The 22,338-nt window shown below is 73.4% G+C and carries 20 protein-coding genes; 10 read left to right on the top strand and 10 right to left on the bottom strand.

All coding sequences use genetic code 11. The features are described 5' to 3' along the window. Window positions 1–10 precede the first annotated feature (10 nt). Complete coding sequence (locus J7523_RS14845; protein ID WP_291888176.1) at window positions 11–1,471, bottom strand: XRE family transcriptional regulator; 1,461 nt, start codon at window positions 1,469–1,471, stop codon at window positions 11–13. A 152-nt stretch (window positions 1,472–1,623) separates the two neighbouring features. Between J7523_RS14845 and aceA the strand changes: the two genes are divergently transcribed. Then, window positions 1,624–2,934, top strand: a complete 1,311-nt coding sequence (aceA, locus tag J7523_RS14840) for an isocitrate lyase (RefSeq protein ID WP_291888173.1) — start codon at window positions 1,624–1,626, stop codon at window positions 2,932–2,934. Between the two features lie 38 nt (window positions 2,935–2,972). Next, window positions 2,973–4,628: a malate synthase A gene (gene aceB / locus J7523_RS14835; RefSeq protein WP_291888170.1), complete on the top strand. Its 1,656-nt coding sequence runs from the start codon at window positions 2,973–2,975 to the stop codon at window positions 4,626–4,628. Between the two features lie 144 nt (window positions 4,629–4,772). Here the strand turns inward: aceB and J7523_RS14830 are convergent, their stop codons facing one another. Together J7523_RS14830 and J7523_RS14825 are read right to left on the bottom strand one after the other, a co-directional pair. After that, entirely contained in the window at window positions 4,773–4,979 is a 207-nt protein-coding gene (locus J7523_RS14830; protein ID WP_291888167.1) for a TrmH family RNA methyltransferase, read from the bottom strand. 217 nt (window positions 4,980–5,196) lie between these two features. Further along, window positions 5,197–6,897: a glycosyl hydrolase family 18 protein gene (locus tag J7523_RS14825; protein ID WP_291888164.1), complete on the bottom strand. Its 1,701-nt coding sequence runs from the start codon at window positions 6,895–6,897 to the stop codon at window positions 5,197–5,199. A 698-nt stretch (window positions 6,898–7,595) separates the two neighbouring features. Here J7523_RS14825 and J7523_RS14820 point away from each other — a divergent pair. Both J7523_RS14820 and J7523_RS14815 read left to right on the top strand, forming a co-directional pair. After that, complete coding sequence (locus J7523_RS14820; protein WP_291888162.1) at window positions 7,596–11,006, top strand: Ig-like domain-containing protein; 3,411 nt, start codon at window positions 7,596–7,598, stop codon at window positions 11,004–11,006. Window positions 11,007–11,162: 156 nt separating this feature from the next. After that, window positions 11,163–11,918 carry an ABC transporter permease gene (locus J7523_RS14815; protein WP_291888160.1) on the top strand — a complete coding sequence of 252 codons (756 nt, stop codon included), beginning with the start codon at window positions 11,163–11,165 and terminating at the stop codon, window positions 11,916–11,918. On the opposite strand, the gene J7523_RS14810 is transcribed toward J7523_RS14815, so the two are convergent. Both J7523_RS14810 and J7523_RS14805 read right to left on the bottom strand, forming a co-directional pair. Further along, a complete protein-coding gene (locus tag J7523_RS14810; RefSeq protein WP_291888252.1) occupies window positions 11,905–12,486 on the bottom strand; it encodes a DedA family protein in 582 nt (193 codons plus the stop codon). The genes J7523_RS14815 and J7523_RS14810 overlap by 14 nt on opposite strands. A 65-nt stretch (window positions 12,487–12,551) precedes the next feature. Continuing rightward, a complete protein-coding gene (locus J7523_RS14805) occupies window positions 12,552–13,376 on the bottom strand; it encodes a hypothetical protein (protein WP_291888157.1) in 825 nt (274 codons plus the stop codon). A gap of 53 nt (window positions 13,377–13,429) precedes the next feature. On the opposite strand from J7523_RS14805, the gene J7523_RS14800 reads away from it, so the two are divergent. Beyond that, window positions 13,430–14,107: a response regulator transcription factor gene (locus tag J7523_RS14800; protein WP_291888154.1), complete on the top strand. Its 678-nt coding sequence runs from the start codon at window positions 13,430–13,432 to the stop codon at window positions 14,105–14,107. Between the two features lie 12 nt (window positions 14,108–14,119). On the opposite strand, the gene J7523_RS14795 is transcribed toward J7523_RS14800, so the two are convergent. Together J7523_RS14795 and J7523_RS14790 are read right to left on the bottom strand one after the other, a co-directional pair. Continuing rightward, window positions 14,120–15,487, bottom strand: coding sequence for a HAMP domain-containing sensor histidine kinase (locus tag J7523_RS14795; protein ID WP_291888151.1), 1,368 nt, complete (start codon window positions 15,485–15,487; stop codon window positions 14,120–14,122). A 10-nt stretch (window positions 15,488–15,497) separates the two neighbouring features. Then, a complete protein-coding gene (locus tag J7523_RS14790; protein ID WP_291888147.1) occupies window positions 15,498–16,283 on the bottom strand; it encodes a hypothetical protein in 786 nt (261 codons plus the stop codon). A 103-nt stretch (window positions 16,284–16,386) separates the two neighbouring features. On the opposite strand from J7523_RS14790, the gene J7523_RS14785 reads away from it, so the two are divergent. Together J7523_RS14785 and J7523_RS14780 are read left to right on the top strand one after the other, a co-directional pair. Continuing rightward, entirely contained in the window at window positions 16,387–16,953 is a 567-nt protein-coding gene (locus tag J7523_RS14785) for a hypothetical protein (protein ID WP_291888144.1), read from the top strand. Between the two features lie 21 nt (window positions 16,954–16,974). Next, window positions 16,975–17,529: a GNAT family N-acetyltransferase gene (locus tag J7523_RS14780; RefSeq protein ID WP_291888141.1), complete on the top strand. Its 555-nt coding sequence runs from the start codon at window positions 16,975–16,977 to the stop codon at window positions 17,527–17,529. Here the strand turns inward: J7523_RS14780 and J7523_RS14775 are convergent. Genes J7523_RS14775 through J7523_RS14765 form a run of 3 tightly spaced genes read right to left on the bottom strand, consistent with a single transcriptional unit; the run spans window position 17,495 to window position 19,868 of the window. Beyond that, window positions 17,495–17,746 carry a hypothetical protein gene (locus J7523_RS14775; RefSeq protein WP_291888138.1) on the bottom strand — a complete coding sequence of 84 codons (252 nt, stop codon included), beginning with the start codon at window positions 17,744–17,746 and terminating at the stop codon, window positions 17,495–17,497. The genes J7523_RS14780 and J7523_RS14775 overlap by 35 nt on opposite strands. Next, a complete protein-coding gene (gene feoB, locus J7523_RS14770; RefSeq protein ID WP_291888136.1) occupies window positions 17,743–19,647 on the bottom strand; it encodes a ferrous iron transport protein B in 1,905 nt (634 codons plus the stop codon). Before feoB ends, J7523_RS14775 begins: the two co-directional genes overlap by 4 nt. Then, a complete protein-coding gene (locus tag J7523_RS14765; RefSeq protein WP_291888134.1) occupies window positions 19,644–19,868 on the bottom strand; it encodes a FeoA family protein in 225 nt (74 codons plus the stop codon). Before J7523_RS14765 ends, feoB begins: the two co-directional genes overlap by 4 nt. Window positions 19,869–19,999: 131 nt before the next feature. Between J7523_RS14765 and J7523_RS14760 the strand changes: the two genes are divergently transcribed. The 3 genes from J7523_RS14760 to J7523_RS14750 form a co-directional block, all read left to right on the top strand. Next, window positions 20,000–21,271 (top strand): hypothetical protein, encoded by a 1,272-nt coding sequence (locus J7523_RS14760; protein WP_291888131.1) that lies wholly within the window; start codon window positions 20,000–20,002, stop codon window positions 21,269–21,271. A gap of 68 nt (window positions 21,272–21,339) precedes the next feature. Further along, window positions 21,340–21,894, top strand: a complete 555-nt coding sequence (locus J7523_RS14755) for a DJ-1/PfpI family protein (protein WP_291888129.1) — start codon at window positions 21,340–21,342, stop codon at window positions 21,892–21,894. Between the two features lie 70 nt (window positions 21,895–21,964). Then, window positions 21,965–22,338, top strand: a 374-nt coding sequence (locus J7523_RS14750; protein ID WP_291888126.1) for an NAD(P)H-binding protein, incomplete at its 3' end; no start/stop codon positions are given.

Genomic DNA, 22,338 nt, shown 5'->3' with positions numbered 1-22,338 from the left:
CCGCTCCGGGTCACTCCGGCGCGTGCCGGTCGAGGAACCGGTAGACCTCCGTGGTGTCGACCCCCGGGAACACCCCCACGGGCAGCGCGGCGAGCAGGGACGCGTGCGGGCGGGCGCTCGGCCAGGCCTGCGAGGCCCACCGCTGCGCGAGGTCCGCGGGCGGCTGCCGGCAGCACGTCGGGTCGGGGCAGCGGGACTGCGAGCGCTCGGTCGTCTCGCGTCCGCGGAACCACCTGACCTGCGAGAACGGCACACCGACGCTCACGGAGAAGGCGCCCTGCGACGACGGCTGCACGCGCGACGTGCACCAGTACGTGCCGGACGACGTGTCGGTGTACTGGTAGTACGGCGAGAACCGGTCGGGCAGCGTGAACACGACGCGGGCCGTCCACTGCCGGCACACGGGCTGCCCCTCGATCGCGCCGAGCGGGTCCGACGGGAACACGACGCCGTCGTTCTCGTACGCCTTGTGCAGCGTGCCGCCCTCGTGGACCTTCATGAAGTGCACCGGGATGCCGAGGTGCCGCGTCGCGAGGTTGGTGAACCGGTGCGCGGCGGTCTCGTACGGGACGGCGAACGTGTCGCGCAGGTCCTCGACGGACAGCCGGCGCTCGTTCTTCGCCTGCTGCAGGAACGGCACGGCGCCGTCCTCGGGGAGCATGAGCGCGGCGGCCATGTAGTTGGCCTCGACGCGCTGGCGCAGGAAGTCGCCGTAGTCGCGCGGCTCCGCGTGGCCGAGCACGTGGCTCGCGAGGGCCTGCAGGAGCGGTGAGCGGGCGTCCGCGGTGCTGCCGGTGCCCTGCGACAGGTAGATGCGGCCGTGTGCGAGGTCGGTGACCGACCGGGTGGAGTGCGGCAGGTCCGTGACGTAGTGCAGCGAGAAGCCGAGGTGTGCCGCGATGTCGGCGGTCGCGCGCTGCGACAGCGGTCCGCCGGGGTGGTCGATGGCCTTGAGCAGGGTGCGGGCGTGCTCCTCGAGCTCGGGGAAGTAGTTGTCCTGCGCGCGCATGCGGGCCCGCAGCTCGGCGTTGGCGCGACGGGCCTCCTCGGGGGTCGCGGCGTTCTCGGTGAGCAGGCGCTGGATCTCGGCCTGCAGCCGGACGAGGGCTTCGAGCGCGTCGGGCGGCAGCGAGCGGCCCACCTTGACGGGCGGGATGCCGAGCGACGCGAACAGGGGACCGCGCTGGGCCCGCTCGAGCTCGACCTCGAGGGCGGCCCGGCGGGTGGGCGGGTCGGTGCGCAGCAGCTCGGACAGGGGGACGTCGAGCGCCTCGGCGACGAGACCGAGCAGCGAGAGCTTGGGCTCGCGGTGGCCGTTCTCGAGCATCGACACCTGCGACGGGGCGCGGCCGATGGCCGCCCCCAGGTCGTCGAGCGTCATGTCCCGGGCCGTGCGCAGGTGCCGGATGCGCCGGCCGAGGACCAAGGTGTCGATGCCACCGGGCGGGGGTGCGGACGTCGTCGTCGCCATGTGACCACCGTCTCAGCCCTGACTCCTTCCGTCCAGGAGAAGAACCGCGGATCTTCCCCTCCTCAGACCGGTGATCTGCACGGTTACGACGAGCACCGTTGTCCTCAGGCGAGAACGCCGAGAAGAACCGCCATAACGACGGAGGCCACGCGATGAGCACCACCAGCACGACCCCTCGTCCGGGGGACCAGACCGAGACCGCCGAGCAGCTCGCCGCCCGGTGGGAGACCGACCCGAGGTGGGCCGGTGTGCGCCGGTCCTACTCGGCCCAGGACGTCGTCGAGCTGCGCGGTTCGGTGCGCGAGGAGCACACGCTCGCCCGCAGGGGGGCCGAGCGGCTCTGGGAGCTGCTGCACAGCCGCACCCACGTCCCGGCGCTCGGCGCGCTCACGGGCAACCAGGCCGTCCAGCAGGTCCGCGCGGGCCTCGAGGCGATCTACCTGTCGGGGTGGCAGGTGGCCGCCGACGCGAACCTGTCCGGCCAGACGTACCCCGACCAGTCGCTGTACCCGGCGAACTCCGTGCCCGCGGTCGTCCGGCGCATCAACAACGCGCTGCTGCGCGCCGACCAGGTCGACACCAGCGAGAACGGGCGGCGCACCCGCGAGTGGCTCGCGCCGATCGTCGCGGACGCCGAGGCCGGGTTCGGGGGCCCGCTCAACGCCTACGAGCTCATGCACGCGATGATCGCGGCCGGCGCCGCGGGCGTGCACTGGGAGGACCAGCTCGCGGCCGAGAAGAAGTGCGGCCACCTCGGCGGCAAGGTGCTCGTCCCGACGTCGCAGCACGTCCGGACGCTCTCGGCCGCGCGGCTCGCGGCCGACGTCGCGGGGGTTCCGACGGTCGTCATCGCGCGGACCGACGCGCTCGCGGCCGACCTCGTGACGTCCGACGCCGACGAGCGCGACCACGAGTTCCTCACGGGGGAGCGGACGTCCGAGGGGTACTTCCGGGTGCGGCCGGGGCTCGACGCCGTCGTCGCCCGGGCCGCCGCGTACGCGCCGTTCTCGGACCTCATCTGGGTCGAGACGTCCACCCCGGACATCGCGCTCGCGATCGAGTTCGCCGAGCGGATCCACGAGCAGTTCCCCGGCAAGCTCCTCGCCTACAACTGCTCGCCGTCGTTCAACTGGCGCCAGCACCTCGACGACCAGCAGATCGCGCGGTTCCAGCGCGAGCTCGCCGGGTACGGGTACGCGTTCCAGTTCATCACCCTCGCCGGCTTCCACGCCCTCAACCACTCGATGTTCGACCTCGCCCAGGGCTACGCGGCCCGCGGCATGAGCGCGTACGTCGAGCTGCAGGAGGCCGAGTTCGCCTCGGAGGCCCGCGGCTACACCGCGACCCGCCACCAGCGCGAGGTCGGCACCGGCTACTTCGACAAGGTCGCCACCGCGATCACCCCCGACAGCGCCACCCTCGCGCTCGCCGGCTCGACCGAGGCCGCGCAGTTCACCCACTGACGCACCGCACACCCGACGGCTCTCTCCAGGAGATGACGATGACCATGACCATGCCGGCCCCCGGCCGGAACCTGCTGGACCAACCGTTCGCCCGCCCGACGCTCGACGTGACCGGCGCGCCCGTCCCCGGCACCGCCGAGATCCTCACGACGGCGGCGCTCGACTTCCTCACCGACCTGCACGCACAGTTCGCCGGACGACGTCACGAGCTGCTGCTCGCCCGGCAGCGGCGCCGCGACCGGTTCTCCGACGGCGCAGACCCGTCCTTCCTGCCGCTGACCGCGCACCTGCGCGCCGACCCCACGTGGCGGGTCGCCGGTCCCGGACCCGGGCTGGAGGACCGCCGCGTCGAGATCACCGGCCCGACCGACCGGAAGATGACCGTCAACGCGCTCAACTCCGGCGCGAAGGTGTGGCTCGCCGACATGGAGGACGCCACGAGCCCCACCTGGGCGAACGTCGTCGGCGGGCAGCACAGCCTGTTCGACGCGATCCGCGGGCAGGTCGACTTCACGTCGCCCGAGGGCAAGCGGTACACGGTCGGTTCCGAGACGCCGACGATCGTCTTCCGCCCGCGCGGTTGGCACCTCACGGAGCAGCACGTCCGGTACACCGACCGCGCCGGCCAGGCCTACGCGGCGTCGGCGTCGCTGCTCGACGCGGGCCTCTACCTGTTCCACAACGCGCAGGCGCTCATCGACTCCGGCCGCGGGCCCTACCTGTACCTGCCCAAGCTCGAGGGGCACCTCGAGGCGCGGCTGTGGGACGACGTGTTCCGGTTCACCGAGACGTACCTGGGCCTGCGGCACGGCACCATCCGCGCGACCGTCCTCATCGAGACCATCACGGCCGCGTTCGAGATGGAGGAGATCCTCTACGAGCTGCGCGACCACTGCGCGGGCCTCAACGCCGGACGCTGGGACTACATCTTCAGCGTCATCAAGAACTTCCGGGCCCGCGGCTCCCGGTTCGTGCTGCCCGACCGGTCGCAGGTCACCATGACGGTCCCCTTCATGAAGGCGTACACCGAGCTGCTCGTCGCCACCTGCCACCGTCGCGGGGCGCAGGCCATCGGCGGGATGAGCGCGTTCATCCCGAACCGGCGCGACCCCGAGGTCACCTCCCGGGCGCTGGCGCAGGTGCGTGCCGACAAGGAGCGGGAGGCCGGGCAGGGGTTCGACGGCACGTGGGTTGCGCACCCGGACCTCGTCCCGATCGCGCGGGAGGTGTTCGACGAGGCCCTGGGTGACCGGGTCGACCAGCGGGACCGGCTGCGGTCCGACGTCTGCGTGACGGCCGCCGAGCTGCTCGACATCGGGTCCGCGGGCGGGACGGTCACCGACGCGGGTCTGCGGGCGAACGTGTCCGTCGCCGTCCGGTACCTCGAGGCGTGGCTGCGCGGGATCGGGGCCGTCGCGATCGACAACCTCATGGAGGACGCCGCCACCGCCGAGATCTCCCGGTCGCAGGTGTGGCAGTGGGTCCGGCAGGGGGTCGTCACGGAGTCCGGGACGACGATCACCGCTGCCCTCGTCGAGGACGCGCTGACCTCCGTGCTCGCCGAGCTCGAGCGGACCGACGGCGACCGGTACGACGACGCGGCCGACCTGTTCCGGCAGGTCGCGCTCGCCGACGACTTCCCGACGTTCCTCACGGTGCCCGCGTACACCCAGTACCTGGTCGCCCGGGACTGATCCCACGGATCGAGCAGGGCTGGACGGCGGAGGGCCGGTCGGATGCGACCGGCCCTCCGCTCGCGCCGAGGGCAGAGCGCGAGTTCGTCGATTGTGGTCGAGGTCGTGAGCTGCAACGTACGACCTCGCCCGGAAGTCACGACCTCACAGGAGGCCGGCGAGCCGGTAGAGGACGAGCGAGCCCGCGACCGCCACGTTGAGGCTCGCGCCGGTGCCCATCATCGGGATCTCGACGAGCTGGTCGAGCAGGCCGAGCGCCTCGGGCGGGATGCCCGTCTGCTCGTGCCCCAGCACGACGACCGTGCGGCGACGGGCCGCGGGGAGGTCGCCGAGCCGGCGGCGTCGTCGCACGCCCCGCCGCCCCGGTGGAAGGCCGAGACCGTGGGTTGTCGCCGACTCCGGTGGTTGGAAGCCACGGTCTCGGCGACAACCCACGGTCTGGGCGCACGGGCGGTGACAACAGACGGACGGGCCGCACGCGCGGCGGGCGCGGCCTCCCGAGGACAGCACGAGGGCGGTGGGCCGGGCGTGACGACCGGCCCACCGCCCTCCCGGGGGATGGGGCGTGCTACTTGATGCCGTTCGCCACGGCCGTGATCAGCTCACCGTTCGACGTGTCGCCCGAGAGCTCCCAGAAGAAGGCGCCCGCGAGGCCCTTGTTCTTGGCCCAGGTCGTCTTGCCGGCGATCGTGCTGGGGGTGTCGTACGACCACCACTCGCTGCCGCACTTGGCGTAGGCGGTGCCGCCGACCGTGCCCGTCGCGGGGCACTTCGTCTTGAGCACCTTGTAGTCGTCGATGCCCTGCTCGTACGTGCCGAGCGCGGGGCCCGTCGCCGAGCCGCCCGGCGCCGTCTGCGACACGCCCGTCCAGCCGCGGCCGTAGAAGCCGATGCCGAGGAGCAGCTTGTTCGCGGGGATGCCCTTGGCGATGAGCTTGTTGATCGCGTCCTCGGAGTCGAAGCCCGCCTGCGGGATGCCCGGGTACGACGTGAGCGGCGAGTGCGGGGCCGTCGGGCCCTGCGCGTTGAACGCACCGAAGTAGTCGTACGTCATGGGCATGACCCAGTCGAGCTTCTGAGCGGCCGTCGCGTAGTCGGTCGCGTCGATCTTGCCGCCGTTGCTGCCGTCGGCCGTGATCGCAGCGGTGATGAGGAAGCTGCTGCCGAACTTGTTCCGCAGCGACGTGATGACCTTGGTGAACGCCTGCGGGCCGCTCGCGTCGCAGTTCAGGCCGCACGCGTTCGGGTACTCCCAGTCGATGTCGATGCCGTCGAACAGGCCGTTCCAGCGGGCGTCGTGGATCAGGTTGTAGCAGGACGTCGCGAACGCGTCGGGGTTGGCCGCGGCCTGCGTGAAGCCGCCCGACCAGGTCCAGCCGCCGAACGACCAGATGACCTTGAGGCCGGGGTGCATGGCCTTGAGCTTCTTGAGCTGGTTGAAGTTGCCGCGCAGGGGCTGGTCCCAGGTGTCGGCGACGCCGTCGACGGCCTGGTCCGCGGTGTACGCCTTGTCGTAGGCGGCGTACGAGTCACCGATCGCGCACTGGCCGTTGGCGGGGTTGCCGAACGCGTAGAGGATCGCGGTCATCTTGCTGGCGGAGCCGCTCGTCTCGATGTTCTTGACGTGGTAGTTGCGGCCGTAGACGCCCCACTCGGCGAAGTAGCCGACGACCTTCTTGCCACCGGGCGGCGGCGTGGTGGGCGTCGTCGTCGGGGTCGGCGTGGGGGTCGTGGGGGTGGGCGTCGGGCTGGTCGACGTGGGCGTGGGCGTCGGGGTCTGCGTCGCCCCCGTCGAACAGCTCGCGCCGTTGATGGCGCAGCTCGTCGGCCGCGCGTCCGGGCCGGAGGCGATGTAGCCCCACGTCTGCGAGGCACCGGCGGCGAGCGGGACGGCCCAGCTCTTCGCGACGGCCTTGTAGTGCGAGCCCGAGCGTGTGACGTCGGCGTCCCACGAGCTGCTGATGGTCGCGGTGGCGGGCAGGTCGAACTCGATGGTCCACGCGGTGACGGGCGCGGACGTGCCGTTGGTGACCTTGACGCTGACCTGGTGGCCGGTGCCCCAGTCGCCGGACGACGTGAACGTCGCGGTGAGGCTTCCGGCCGCGCTGGCCGACGTGACGGGGAGCGTCGCGGCGAGGCCGGCGACGAGGGCCGTGACGGCCGAGGCGGCGACCGCGGCGATGCGGCGTGCCTTGCGTCGGCGCAGGGCGCCGGAGAGTCGTCGTGTGCCGGGGGTGTCCGTGGGGGCGTCGTGGGGGTTCGTGCCCATCGTCATCTCCTGGTCCTCGAGGGGGTCGTCGATCCGGGAATATGTAAGGACTATGTACTAATGGATCACATTGGACGCTAACGACTGTCACGGGGTGAAGTCAATGGTCTGCCGGAGCAACTGACTGCTGGGAGCGTGTCCAGCGCAGACGGGTCACGAACAGCCCACAACATTGTGACAAGAATGCCGACATCGTTATCGACCGCACGTCGCCGTCAGCATTTCTTCGCGGCGCCGGTCACCGATCCCCGGCGGGGCCGGTCGACTCATCTCCCGCGCGACGACGGGCCTGTGCCTGCCGCGGAGTTACCTGCTACCTCGCTGGCCCGACGACCCGACAGGCCTCGCGGCCGCCGCGACAGGAACGGACCGGGAATCGAGCACCAGAACGCCCTGAAAGGACAGACCCGCCGATTTCCTGCCCGCCGTGGTGAACCCGGCGGCGCGCAGCACAGGAATGTCCGCACGGAAAGGGACCACCGGCCCCGCACGCGGCCGTGCTCACTCGTTCGGACGAACCTGCCGACGAGATCACCCCCGGACTCGTCCCGGTTCGCCCCGCTCTGGACGCCGCCGTGTCCCACGTCACCTCATCCGGGCATCGCCACCGGCACCGGCGCATGAGGGAATTCCGAGGCCGACTCCCCGCCCGACCAGCGCGGACGCGGCGCCGCCCCTGCCCTGCGAGAGGACACCCCATGCCCCGGACACGATCCGGCGACACGACCACCGGTCGCGCGACCCGCGCGGCCCGCCGCCTGCGCACCACCGCGCTCGCGACGGTGCTCGCCGTCGTCGTCGCCCCCTTCGTCGCGCTCGGCACGGCGGTGCCCGCCCAGGCTGCGATCACCGTGCCGTTCGGCTCGGTGTACTCCACCAACGCCAACGGCGACATCCTCATGGCCGCGAACACGCTCATGACGTGCGGCGCCGAGGCCGACTGCGCCACCGCCCAGATGGCGACGTCGGGCGTCTACGACAACAACGGCCGCACCGGCATGCGTTTCGTGGACGTCGACTCCGACCCGTCGACGTTCAACTCGTCGTCCGCCACGCTCACCGTGCCGCCGGGCGGTGCCGTGCTGTTCGCCGCGCTCGTCTGGGGCGGCCGCAACGGCCAGACCGCCACGACGAACGCCGACCCCGCGCTGCGCAACCGCGTCACGTTCGTCGCGCCCGGCGCCGCGTCCCGCACGGTCACCGCGAGCCGCGTCGACGACAACCTCGCGGCTGCGGGCGCCGGAGACGTCGCCTACGCGGGCTACGCGGACGTGACGAGCCTCGTGCAGCAGGCCGGCAGCGGCGTCTACACCGTCGGCAACGTGCAGTCGAAGCGGGGCGACAACCAGTACGCCGGGTGGTCGCTCGTCGTCGCGGTCGCCGACCCGTCGGCCCCCGCGCGCAACCTCACGATCTTCTCGGGCTTCGGCGAGGTCACGAACAACGGGTCCGCGACCATTTCCGTCAGCGGCTTCAAGACGCCCCCGAGCGGCCCGGTGAAGACCACGCTCGGCGCGGTGACGTTCGAGGGCGACATGGGCAAGACGGGCGACTCGATGTCGCTCAACGGCACCGCGATCGTCGACGCGCTCAACCCGGCGGGCAACTCGTTCAACTCGACGATCAGCAACCGCGCGGCCCAGGTCGGCGGCCGCAACCCCGCGTACACCAACCAGCTCGGGTTCGACGCGGACCTGTTCGGCGCCGACGGCATCCTCGCGAACGGCGCGACCAGCGCGAACATCGCCCTGACGACGAGCAGCGACCAGTACTTCCCGGTGCTCGTCTCGTTCGCGACGGACCTGTACGACCCGAAGCTGCTCGGCACCAAGACGGTCACCGACCTCAACGGCGGGACCGCCGAGGTCGGCGACGTGCTGCGCTACACCGTGCCGGTCGAGAACATCGGGTTGGACGCCGCGCAGGACAGCGTCTTCTTCGACGCGATCCCGACGGGGACCACGTACAAGCCCGGCACCGTGACGGTCGACGGCTCCACGCCGCGCACCGACCAGGCGGGCGACGACGACACCCAGTTCGTCCCGCCGTCGGGCGCCTCCGGGCAGGGCCACATCCTGGTGAACCTCGGCACGGGCGCGAACGCGACGAAGGGCGGCACGATCCCCGTCTCGACGGGCAGCGTGCAGCACACGGTCACGTTCGACGTGATCGTCGACGGCACCGTGACGAACGGCCAGCAGATCGTCAACGCCGCCAACCTGGCCTACTCGGGCCTCTCGACGCAGGCGGCCAACGCGTCCGCGACGAACGCCGTGGTGAGCCCGGTCGTGGCCGGCGTCCCGGTGCCGGGCGACCAGCCGCCGGTGGCTGCGCCGCACATCGTGACGTTCACGCCGACGTCGTCGGCCCGGTCCACCGACGTCGCGGTGCTCGCGGGCTCGTCGGACCCCGAGGGCGGCGCGCTCACCGTCGTCGGGCTCACCGACGCCGCGGGCGGCAGCCTGACGATCAACCCGGACGGCACCGTCACATACGCGCCGCGCGACGACTTCGCCGGTCGCGACGTCTTCACCTACACGATCCAGGACGCCGCCGGGAACCGGTCGACGGCCCTCGTGCAGGTCGACGTGGCGAACTCCGCGCCCGTCGCGAACGACGACGCCGCGACGACGACGGCCGGCACGGCGAAGCTCGTCGACGTCCTCGCCAACGACACCGACCCGAACGGCGACACCCTCGCGATCCGCTCCGTCGGCACGTCCGCGCAGGGCGGCACCGTGACGATCAGCGGCGGCAAGGCCAGGTACACGCCTCCGGCGTCGTTCCGCGGCACGGACACGTTCACGTACGTGGTCGAGGACAGCCGCGGCGCGTCCGACGAGGCGACGGTGACCGTGACTGTCACGAACAACGCGCCGGTCGCGGTCGCGGACACGTTCGACGGGGTCGCGGGCGGCACGCTGACGTTCCCGACCGTGCTCGGCAACGACACGGACGTCGAGGGCGACGCGCTCACGGCCGTCCTCGCGACGGGCCCGGCGTACGGCTCGCTCGTCCTGAACGCGAACGGCACGGGCACGTGGAACCCGGGCACGAGCGGCTTCGTGACGACCACGTTCACGTACCGCGCGTCCGACGGGATCGCGCAGTCGTCCTCCGTCACCGTGACGCTCACCGTGCACAGCGCTCCGGTCGCGAACGCCGACCTCGCCACCGCCCCGTCGGGCACGGCGATCGACGTCGACGTGCTGCACAACGACACCCACCCCGACGGCTCGCCGCTCACGCTCGTGTCCGCGACCCCGGGTGCTCACGGCACGACGAGCGTGACGGGCGGCATCGTCCGGTACACGCCGGACGACGGCTACGCCGGGACGGACACCTTCACGTACACGGTCGGCGACGGCTGGTCCACGAGGACCGCGACCGTGACCGTGACGGTGCTCAACGCGGCGCCCGTCGCGTCGCCCCCGTCGGCGACCACGCCGTACGGCAGGTCCGTGACCGTCGACCTCCTCGCGGGTGCGACGGACCTGAACCCGGGCGACACGCTCACCGTGGTGCCCGGCAGCGCGGGCGTCCCGGTCGACGTGCACGGCACGCCGCGCGGCAGCGTCTTGATCGCGGGCGGCGTCGCGACGTACACGCCGCCGGCAGGGTTCTCCGGCCAGGTGCTGTTCACGTACGACGTGACGGACGGGACCGACGTGACGACCGTGACCGCCGCGGTCACGGTGCAGAACGGCACCCTGCCCGCCCGGACCACGTCGCAGCGCGTCCCGACCACGGGTGCCGCGGTGCTCGACGTGCTCGCCGGCCTGCAGGACCCGGACGGCGGCACGCTCACGCTCGTCTCGGTCACGCAGCCCGCGCACGGCACGGTCGCGATCGTCGACGGCACGCTCGTCTACACGCCCGAGCCCGGCTGGACGGGCACGGCGACGTTCACCTACACGGTGAGCGACGGCCAGGGCGGCACGACCACCTCGACCCTGTCGCTGGACGTCGTCGCCGAGGTGCTCGCCACCGGTCCGCTCGCCACGACGGGTGCGTCCGGGATCGGCAGCCTCGCGGGACTCGGCGCGCTGCTGGTGCTCGCCGGGCTCGCGCTCGTGGTGGTCGTGGGTCGGCGCCGCACGACGGCCTGACCGCCCGCCAGACGTGACGCGGCCGGCCCGGAGCGATCCGGGCCGGCCGTCCTCGTCGCCGAGCGTCGCGTCGACGACCGCGTCCACCGGTCCCACGCCGTACGGTGCAGCGGTGCGCACCCTGCCCGCCCGGGACCTGCCCGCCCGGGACCGCCGATGACGGCCGCGCCGCTCGGCCGGGTCGCCGTCGCGCTCGTCGTCCTGCTCGGGGCGGCCCTGCTCGTGCTCACGGTGGCCGGCGTGCCCGTCCGGCGCGACGCGGTGGTCGCGGCCGTACGAGCCGCGGTGCAGCTCACGCTGGTCGCGCTCGTGATCGCCTGGGTGTTCCTGCACCCGGGCGGCGTGGTGCTCTACCTGACGCTCATGCTCGGCGCGGCCGCGTGGACGTCGACGCGGCGCATCGGGCTCGGCCGCCGCGTGCTGCCGTCGGCGGCCCTCGCCATCGCCGCAGGCGCCGTCGCCGCAGCCGTGCCGGTGCTGGCGAGCGGTGCCCTTCCGCTGCGTGCCGAGACGGTCGTGCCGTTCGTCGCGCAGGTCATCGGGGGATCCATGACGGCCGTCTCACTGACCGGCGGACGGCTGCGGGACGACGTGCGGGCCGAGTGGGACGTCGTCGAGGGGTGGCTCGCGCTCGGGGCCACGTCCCGGCAGGCGGTCGCCGAGCAGGCCCGCCGGTCCGTGGCCCGGTCGCTGGTGCCCGCGCTCGACCAGACGCGCAGCGCCGGCCTCGTCGTGCTGCCTGGGGCGTTCGTCGGGCTGCTCCTGGGCGGTGCGAGCCCGACACAGGCTGCGCAGGTGCAGCTCCTCGTGCTCGTCGGGCTGCTCGCCGCGGAGTCCGTCGCCGCCGTCGTCACCGCGCAGGCACTGTCCCGGCAGGTCGGTGCCCTCCGGCCGGCGCTCACGACGGACTGAGACTCCGGGCGCGGAGCCGGCCGACCACGAACCACGCGCAGAGCACGACGACCACGGCGACGACCACCCACTGCAGGATCCCGGCGTACTGCTGCACCACGCCCCAGCTCTCGCCGAGCAGGTACCCGGCGCACACGAAGATCGTGTTCCACACGGCGCTCCCCGCGGCCGTGAGGAGCACGAACGTCCCGAGCGGCATCCGCTCGACGCCGGCTGGGATCGAGATGAGGCTGCGGAACACGGGCACCATGCGGCCGACGAACACGGCCGTGCGGGCGTGCCGCCCGAAGAACGCCTCCGCGCGGTCGACATCCGCCAGGCTCACGAGCGGGATCCGGCCGACGAGCGCCCGCGTGCGGTCCCGCCCGATCAGTGCGCCGACGAGGTAGAGCACGAGCGCGCCGACGACGGACCCTGCCGTCGTCCACACGATCGCCTCGACGAGCCCGAACGTGCCCTGGCTCGCGGTGAACCCGGCGAGCGGGAGGATCACCTCGCTCGGCAGGGGCGGGAACACGTTCTCGAGCGCGATCGCGAGGCCCGCGCCGACCACGCCGAGCGTCTCCATGAGGTGCACGGCCCACCCGGCGACACCCGTCAGGGCCGAAGGGTCGGTGGCGGTCGTGAGCGCGCTCACGCGGCGACGCCGGCCGCGTCGTGGTCCGCCTCCGCCGTCTCCGCCGCCTCCACGTCCCGCCGCGTGACGGTGAGGTACGCGACGATCCCGGCGATCGCGGCCAGGAAGAGCACGCTCGTGGTCGTCGTCCCCAGCCCGAGCCCACCGTCCGCCTTGCTCTGAGAGAGCAGGTCGCCGATCGACGCGCCGAGCGGACGGGTGAGCACGTAGGCGAGCCAGAACGCCAGGACGGCGCCCATCCCGAAGCGGTAGCGGGCGAGCGCGACCACGCCGATCGCCGCCGCGAACAGGACCGTCGACGCGAGGTACCCGAGCCCGAGGCCCTCGGCCAGGAGGTCCCCGGCGGCCGTGCCGAGCGCGAAGGTGAACAGGATCGCGAGCCAGTAGAACGCCTCGCGGCGCGTCGTCGTGATTGCGTGGATCGAGAGCGTGCCCTCCAGCCGGTACCAGACCGCGAACGTGACCCCGAGCGCGACGGCGAAGACGGCCGTCGTGACCCACAGCGGCACGCCGAGCCCGTCGACGAGGTTGTCCGTGACGAGCGTGCCCACCACGCTGATGAGCACGACGGCGACCCAGTACACGGGGGCCACGTACCGGGAGGCACGGAACTGGGCGACGAGGGTCACGACGAGGAGCGCGCCGACGACGAGGCTCGCGCCCGTCAAGGTCATGCCGACCGTGCCGGTGAGGTAGTCGGCGAACGTCTCGCCCACCGTCGTCGCGAGCACCTTGATCACCCAGAAGAAGACGGTGATCTCGGGCACCTTGTTCAGGACGCGTCGCGCGGTCGGCGTGAGCGCGGAGGTGTTCGATGTCATGCACGCAGCGTCAGGGACCGATGCTGAGGATCGTCTGAGCCGGAGGGACGCACGTGAAGGTGCTCGTGGTCGAGGACGAGGAGCAGCTCGCCGACGCCGTGCGGCGCGGGCTCGAGGCCGAGGGGATCGCCGTCGACGTCATGCGCGACGGGGTCGACGGGCTCTGGGCGGCCACCGAGACCGCGTACGACGCCGTGGTGCTCGACCTCATGCTGCCGGGGCTCAGCGGCCGTGACGTGCTCGTGGGTCTGCGCGAGCGGGGCGTGTGGACCCCTGTGCTCGTGCTGACGGCCCGGGACGGGGACGACGTGCAGGTCAGCCTCTTCGACCGCGGCGCGGACGACTTCCTGCCCAAGCCGTTCTCGTTCGACGTGCTGCTCGCGCGGCTGCGGGCGCTCGTCCGGCGCGGTGCACCGGAGCGACCCGTCGTGCTCACGGCGGGCGACCTGCGCCTGGAGCCGGCCCGGCGGCGCGTCACCCGCGGGGGCGTCGAGATCGCGCTCACGCCACGCGAGTACGGCGTGCTCGAGCTGCTGCTGCGCCGCGGCGGCGACGTCGTGACGAAGCGGGAGATCCTCGACAACGTGTGGGACTCCGCCTTCGACGGTGACCCGAACGTCGTCGAGGTGTACATCAGCTACCTGCGGCGCAAGGTCGACACCCCGTTCGACCGGCGCACCATCGTCACCGTGCGGGGCATGGGGTACCGGGTCGCGGACGACGACGCCTGACGCGGCCGGATCCTAGGCCGGTGCGGCCGCCGGGAGCCGCACGACGAACGCGGCGCCGCCGAGGTCGGACGTCCCGACGCGCACGGTCCCGTCGTGCGACGTGACGAGCCCGCGCACGATCGCAAGCCCCAGTCCCGAGCCGCCGGCGGCCCGGGCGCGCCCCTCGTCGAGCCGCGCGAACCTGTCGAACACGCGCTCGCGCGCCTCCTCCGGCACGCCCGCCCCGTCGTCGTCGACGCGGAGCTCGACGGCCTCCCCTGACACCGCGACCGTGAGCCGGACGCGGTGCGCCGCGTGCCGCACGGCGTTGTCCGCGAGGTTCTGCACGACGCGCTCGAGCTCGCGCGGCTCGCCCCGGACGCGGGCCGGCCGCGTCACGACCTCGACCCGGACGCCCGGTGGCGGCCGCAGCGCGAAGCCGACGCGCTCGACCACGTCGTCCAGGTCGACGTCCTGGTCCCGCTGCGAGGCCCCGCCCTCCGCGGATCGCGTGAGCACGAGCAGGTCGTCGACGAGCTGCTGCATCCGCTCGTTCGAGCCGGCCACGGCGTGCGCCGTCCGCACCCAGTCCGCGGAGTTCGGCTGCCGCAGGGCGACGTCGAGCTCCGCGCGGACCGCCGCGAGCGGGCTGCGCAGCTCGTGGCTCGCGTCCGCGACGAACCTGACCTGAGCCTGGTGCGCGTCGTGGAGCCGGTCCAGCATGCCGTTGAGCGTGACCGCCAACCGGGCGATCTCGTCGCCGGTGCGTGGCACCTCGATGCGGGCCCCGGCGTCCGTGTCGCCGATCTGCGCGCTGCGACGGCGGATCTGCTCCACCGGCCGCAGCGCCCGCCCCGTGAGCACGTAGGTCACGGCCCCGACGACGAGCACGAGAGCCGGTACGGCGACGAGCAGCGCCTGGGCCGCGTCGAGCACGGTCTCGGCACCTTCGGCGTACGACTGCTGCACCACGACGGCGTCCGCACCCGGCACTCCGCTCACGCCGAGCAGGACGGTGACGAACGGGCCCTCCCCCGGTCCGACGACATCGGCGGGGACCTCGACGGCGTGGCCCGGTTCCGGCGTCGCGCTCGTCAGCGGTGGGAGACCGTCGACGGAAGGGCTGGACCGGACCACCGCGCCGTCGTCAAGGACCTGCACGTGGACCGCGTCGCCGGGGCCGGGCGCGAACGCGAGCCCTTCTGTGGTCGCGCCGTCCGTGCGGAGCTCGGCAGCGACGTCGTGCGCGCGGGCGTCGGCCGTCGCCACCGCGCTGCGCTCGACCGAGTTGTGCAGGACGACCAGCAGCGCGAGCGACGCGATCACGAGCGCGACCGTCACCGCGCCCGCCGCGGCCAGCGCAGAGCGCGCCCGCACCGACAGGTGCCACGGCCAGGTCATGCGGCGCAGACTAGCCGCGCGCCGCCGCACGACGCGTGGCGGACATCCGGGCCACCAGGGCGACGATCGCGAGCGTCAGCACGAGCGCCACGGGACCCGAGCCCAGCGCCAGGCCGCCGCGCTCGCGGGACACCCCGAACCAGTCCGCGAACGACGCTCCGACCGGCCGCGTGAGGACGTACGCGAACCAGAACGCCGTGATCGCGCCGAGCCCGCACCACCGGTAGCCGATCGCCGGCACGAGCAGCACCGCGGAGAACAGCAGCCCGGCGGCGAGGTACCCGAGGTGCAGCGTCACGGCCGCGAGGTCGCCGGTGGCCGTGCCGAGGGCGAACGTCGCCATCACGGTCGCCCAGTAGAACAGCTCGCGCCGCGTCGACCGGATGCTGTGGATCGACAGCGTCCCCTCGGTCCGGTGCCACAGCACGAACACCGCCGCCAGGCCGACCGCGAACGCGACCGTCGACACCGCGTACGGCACCCCCAGGCCCACGTGCACGACGTCCGCGGCCATCGTGCCGAACACCCCGACCATCGACACCGCGAACCAGTACCGCCACGGCACGTACCGGCCCGAGCGCAGCTGGATCACCAGGGCGACGGCCAGGCCCGCGGCGCCGAGCAGCACCGCGACCTCCGGCGGCATGGCCCGGACGAGGTAGTCCGAGCTCGACTCGCCCATCGCGGTGGTCAGCGCCTTGGTCGCCCAGAAGATCGCCGTGACCTCCGGGACGCGGCTGAGCGCCTCGGACGTCGGGGTGGTGGGCCGCAGAGCGGTGGGTTCGCCGGTCGTCACGGGGCACAGGGTGGCGCGGCGAACCTTCAGATCTGCTGAGTGTCGGAGGTCCTCCCGCGCGTCGGCGGGGTGCGTGTCAGTGGTCGGAGGCACCCTGGTGCGCATGGTGACGATCTCCTGCTCGTGCGGTGCGGCGGCGACGACCCGGCGCAACCCGCTGCGTGGTCTGACGGTCGAGGAGCGCGCGGCGCTCATCCAGTCGGCGTTCTCGGTGCACGCCGGCTTCCTCGCGGTCGAGGTCGACTGCTCGTGGCACCCGGCCCACGTCGACCCGACGGAGGCGTGCTTCGTGCTCGCCGACCTCGACGCGATCGACGCGACGGACGGCCTGCCCGCTGAGGACGCGCGCCGCATCCGTGCCCTGCTCGAGGAGTCGCACGTCGGCGGGCAGGCGCTGCCCGTCGAGGCGCAGGTCGGGTCGGTGCGGTTCCGGGTCACGCCCGCGGACGACTTCATGGGGTACGTGACGTACCTGGTCCACGACGGGCCGGACACGCTGCTCGAGGTCGGGGTGCCGCGCACCGAGCCGCACGTGCTCGCCGAGCTGGTGGACCTGTTCCGGACCCACGGTCGGGCTGCCGTCGTGCAGGTCGACGGGCTCGCGTCGCGGATCGGTCTGGGCGCCGCGGTCGAGGGTGTGCGCCGCGCGCGGACGGCGTCGGTCGCCTGAGTCGGACGTAGGGTCGCGGGCGTGAGCGCCGCACCCGTCGAGCCCGAGCCCGATCCCGAGTCCGAGTCCGGCTCCGCGGGGGCGGGTCGTCACCGGGTCGAGCCGGCGACCGGCGAGGACGCCGCCGCGATCCACCGGCTGCGGCGGTCGCTCGAGGACTGGATGGTGGCGAACGGCGTCGAGCAGTGGCGGCCCGGCGACATGCCGCTGCAGCGCGTCGTCGACGAGGTCGCAGACGGCCAGTGGCACGTGGTCCGGGACGCCGAGGTCGGCATCGCCGGGGCGCTGCGGCTGCTGTGGCAGGACGAGCCGTTCTGGGGTCCGGACCAGCCACCGGCGGTGTACGTGCACGGCCTGATGGTCGACCGCCGCCGCAGCGGTCACGGGATCGGGACGCTGCTGCTCGACTGGGCGGCGGAGCAGGGCCGTGCTGCGGGCGTCGGGCGGTTCCGGCTCGACTGCCGCACCACGAACCCGGTGCTGCGCGACTACTACGAGGGCTACGGGTTCTCCGTCGTCGGGCGCAAGGACTTCCCGACGTTCAGCGCGACGCTGCTGGAGCTCGCCCTGACCTGAGGGGCGTCGCGAACATGCACCCAGCGCACGACGGCGGCCGGAGCTCGGCGGGCGCGCAGTCGTGGCACGCGGCGGCCGGTCGCACGACGAGCCCGGCGCTCACCGCGTGGTCGAGCGTCGCCGTGACGAGGTCGAGGGGCAGCCCCAGCCGCTCCGCGACCCGCGCCGGCAGGAGCCCGCGGTCGGTCTCGCGCAGCACGTCGGCCAGCACGGTCACAGCAGCCTCCCGACCTGGAACGTCGCCACGGCGAGCAGCCACGCGAGCACGAGCTGCGCGGCGACCGCGCCGCCGGTCCACCGCCACCCGAACAGCCGCGCCTGCTCGGCCATCGTCGCGAGGCACGGCGTGTAGGCGAGGACGAACAGCAGGAACGCCAACGCGGCCGCCGTGGGGGCACCGCCCGACGACTCGTCGAACGTCGCGGTCAGCCGGCTCCCCAGGTCGCCTGGCTCCGACGGGTCGGACGGCTCGGTGACCGCGTACGTCTGCGCCATCGACCCGACCACGACCTCCTTCGCGACGAACCCCGTCATCAGTGCCGCGGACGCGTGCCAGTCGTCGAACCCGGCGGGCGCGAACACGGGGGCGATCCCGTCGGCGACGCGCCCGTACACGCTGTCCTCGACGGGCACGTCGGCGACGTGATGACCGGGCGCTGCGGGCACGGCCATGAGCACCCAGACGACGGACAGGGTCGTGACGATGATCGCGCCGGCCTTCGTCACGAACGACAGCACCCGCACCCACGTCGATGCGGCGATCGACCGCAGCCGGGGGCGCTGGTACGCGGGCAGCGCGAGGACGAACGGCTCACGCTCGACGTCCCGGAACAGCGTGCGCCGCAGCACCGCGCCGGCGCCCACGACGAGCAGCGCCGACACGACGTACATGGCGAGCACGACGGTGCCGGGGTCCTGCGGGAAGAACACCGACGCGAGCATGAGGTAGACGGTGAGCCGCGCGGTGCACGACGTCAGCGGGACCAGCAGGCCCGTCAGCAGCCGCTGCCGCGCGTGCGGGAGCACCCGGGTGGCGGACAGCGCCGGCAGGTTGCAGCCGAACCCGACGACGAGCGGGATCACGGCCCGCCCGTCGAGCCCGACGGCCCGCATCGCCCGGTCGGCCACGAACGCGGCGCGCGCGAGGTACCCGGAGTCCTCGAGGAGCGCGATCGCGACGAAGATCAACGCCATCAGCGGCACGAACGAGAGCACGGTCGCGACCCCGGCGAGCACCCCGTCGACGACGAACGACCCCACCCAGTCGGGTGCGGGCGCGAGCACGGTGCGCACCCCGCCCCCGAGCCACCCGTTGAGGGCCGTGTCGACCGCGTCCATCAGGGGCGCCGCCGCGACGGTGACCAGCTCGAACAGCACCCACATGACCGCGAGCAGCGCCGGGATGCCGACCCAGGGGCGCAGGAGGACCGCGTCGACCCGGTCGGACCACGTGCGGGGCGCGGGGGCGTCGGCCCTGTCGAGCCCCGCCGCCCGCATCACCTGCTGTACCCAGCCGAACAGCGCCTCCGCCTCGGCGAGCCGGTCGCCGTCCGTGACGGGTGGCGTGGGCCGGTGCAGGTGCCGGGGTCGCGCCACGGCGTCGCGGACGGCGGCGGCGAGGCCGTCGACCCCGTCCCCGGTGCGCGGGTCGACGCCCACGACGGGCACCCCCAGCGCGGCCGTCAGCGCCTCCGGCTCGACGACGATCCCGCGAGCAGCCGCGACGTCCCGCATCGTCAGCGCGACGACCGCCGGCACGCCTGTCATGGCGACCTGCCCGACGAGGTACAGCGACCGGGCCACGGCCGTCGCGTCCACCAGCACGACGGCGACGGCGACGTCCGGACCCCGGCCCGCGAGCGTGTCGGCGGTGACGGCCTCGTCGGGCGACTGCGCGTGCAGCGAGTACGCGCCCGGCAGGTCCAGCAGCGTGACGCCAGCGCCGCGCCAGGTGCCCGACGCGAGCTCGACCGTGGTGCCCGGCGCGTTGACGACCCGCTGGCGGGCGCCGGTCACCGCGTTGAAGAGCGTCGACTTGCCGACGTTCGGGCTGCCCACGAGCGCGACCGTCGCGAGGCCCGCCTCGACGACCGGCTCGGAGGTGTCGTGGCAGGTCACGGGACCACCTCGACCCGGAGCGACGCGCACGTCGGCAGGTCGAGCGCGAACCGCTCCGCCCCCACGGCGACCACGCGCCCCATCGGCCCGACGTCGTGCGTCACCTGGACGACCGCACCGGGCCGCAGGCCGAGCTCACGCAACCGGAAGCCGGCGCCCGCGGGGACGTCGACGCCGACGATCGTCGCGCGGGCACCGGCGCCGCACTGGGTGAGGTCCACACCGCACACGGTCCTGTGAGGCGTGCCTCACCTCATGGGCCGAAGGTCCCGAGGACGAGACGTGTGCGGCGCGTCCGGTGGAATCGCCGCCGGAAGTTGAAGTGCGCGGCTCCGGCAGCCGATGCTCCGGCGTGCCCGTTGCTCCCGACGACCTGCCGCGCTCGCCCACCGGTCGCGTCCCCCTGTGGGTCATCGACGAGGCGGCGGCCCGCGCGGCCGAGCCCGCCGGCTGGCAGCCGCCGGGTGCGCCGGTCCCCGGGCCGCCTCTCCAGGGAGCCGTCCCGGCCCGCCGGTCGCGTCCCGTCGTCCCGGTCGTGGTGCTCGTCCTGCTCGTCGCGTTCGGGGCGACGTGGTGGCTGACCGACGGCCTGTCGCGGCTCCCGACGGGTGTGGTCGACACCGCCGAGTCCGTCCTCGGCGTCCAGCTGTCCCCCGGCCTGCGCCCCGTGCCGCCGCCGTCCGCCGAGGTGGTCGCGCTCGCGGACGAGGCGCACCTGTCCGACGAAGGGCGCACCCTGCTCTACGGCGCGCGCCCGGAGCTCCTCGACGCGGCCGCGTTCGCCGGTCGGTGCGACGACGGGCACCCTGCCGAGCCGGTCGCACGCGAGGGTGCGGTGGGCTGCTACCAGCCGGGTGACGAGACGATCGTCGTGTACGTGCCCGCGGACGCGCGGCTGCGCGGGTTCGTCGTCGAGACTGTCGCGCACGAGACCCTGCACGCGGCCTGGAACCGGTTGACGCCCGCCGAGCAGACGGAGATCACGCCGCTGCTCGAGGCGGAGGTCGCGGCCCTCGGACCGGACGACCCGGTCCAGGAGCAGATCGCCGGCTCCGTCGGGACGCACCCCGAGAACCGGCCGACGGAGCTGTTCGCGTACGTCGGGACGCAGGTGTGGCGGGACGGTGGCCTGCCGCCGGCCCTGGAGGACGTGTACGCGCGGTTCGTGGCCGACCGGGCGGCCCTCGTCGCCGTGCACACGGGGTTCGTCACCCAGATGGACACGATGCGGACCGACCTCGAGGCGGCGTACGCGGCTGCCGTCGACGTCGAGCAGACGAACGCGACGAACCGCGCGCAGTACGCCGCGGACGCCGCCGCGCTCGCGGACTACCGCCGCCTGTACGAGGAGAAGGTCGCGGAGGTCGCGGCGATGTCCGAGGACCGCCGGTCGCGCCTGCGCCTGTCGTGGCGCTGGTGGGACGGCACCGAGCTGCCGATGGCCCCCGCCGAGCAGACGCTCGCGACGGCCGCGCAGCTGCTCGCCAGAGACGACGTCGAGCTCCCCGCCCGCGAGGCGGCGATCACGGCCGCGGAGGCCGCCGCGACCGCGGAGCGTGCCCGCCTCGACGCCCTGCGCGCCGACTACGACGCCCTGCAGGCCCAGCGCGACCCGAACGCCTGACCCTCCGGCTCGCCCGGTCTGCGCGCCGGGTGTACGACGGGAGCGTTGCGCACACCCTGGGAGACGACATGGCGAAGGTGATCATCCTGACCGGCGACGCGGCGGAGACCCTCGAGGTCTTCTACCCGTACCAGCGGCTGCGGGAGGCCGGCTACGACGTCGACATCGCGGCACCCGAGAAGAAGAAGCTCCAGTTCGTCGTCCACGACTTCGTGGACGGCTTCGACACGTACACCGAGAAGCTCGGTCACACGTGGGACGCCGACGTCGCGTTCCGGGACGTGAACCCGGCCGACTACGTCGCGGCGGTCGTCCCCGGCGGGCGGGCGCCGGAGTTCATCCGCAACGACGAGGACGCGCAGCGGATCGTCCGGTACTTCTTCGACCACGACGCGCCCGTCGCGGCCCTGTGCCACGGGCCGATGCTGCTCGCGGCCGCGGGCGTGCTCAAGGGCCGCACGTCGTCCGCGTACCCGGAGCTCAAGGTCGACGTCGAGCTGGGCGGCGGCGTCTTCGAGAACGGCGGGGCTGTCGTCGACGGCAACCTCGTGTCGGGTCGAGCCTGGCCGGACCACCCGGAGTGGATGCGCGCGTTCATGGCCGTGCTGGAGGCCCGCGGGTAGCGACGGGTCGTGCGCGGTCACGAGAGCCGGACGACGACGGCGACCGGCCCCGCGCGGCAGGATGGGGCGCATGCCCGACGACGCCCGCCCCGTCCTGGTCACCGGTGGCACCGGGACCCTCGGCCGCGCCCTGGTCCGCACGCTGCTCGACGACGGCCGCGCCGTCCGTGTCCTCAGCCGCCGCGAACCGACCCGGGCGGCACCGCAGGCCGTCGACTTCGTCACGGGCGACCTGCTCACCGGCGAGGGCGTGCGTGAGGCCGTCACGGGCGTGAGCGCCGTCGTGCACTGCGCGAGCGACCCGCGGCACCCCGACCACGACCTCGAGGCCGCCGCGCAGCTGCTGCTCGCCGCCCGCGCCGCGCAGGTTCCGCACCTCGTCTACATCTCGATCGTCGGCGTCGACCGGGTGCCGTACTCGTACTACAAGATCAAGCACCAGGT

The sequence above is a fragment of the Cellulomonas sp. genome (genome assembly GCF_017744555.1).
Classification (GTDB): Bacteria; Actinomycetota; Actinomycetes; order Actinomycetales; family Cellulomonadaceae; genus Cellulomonas.
The sequence above is the reverse complement of the archived record's forward strand: the minus strand, read 5'-3'. Positions and strand labels throughout refer to the sequence as shown.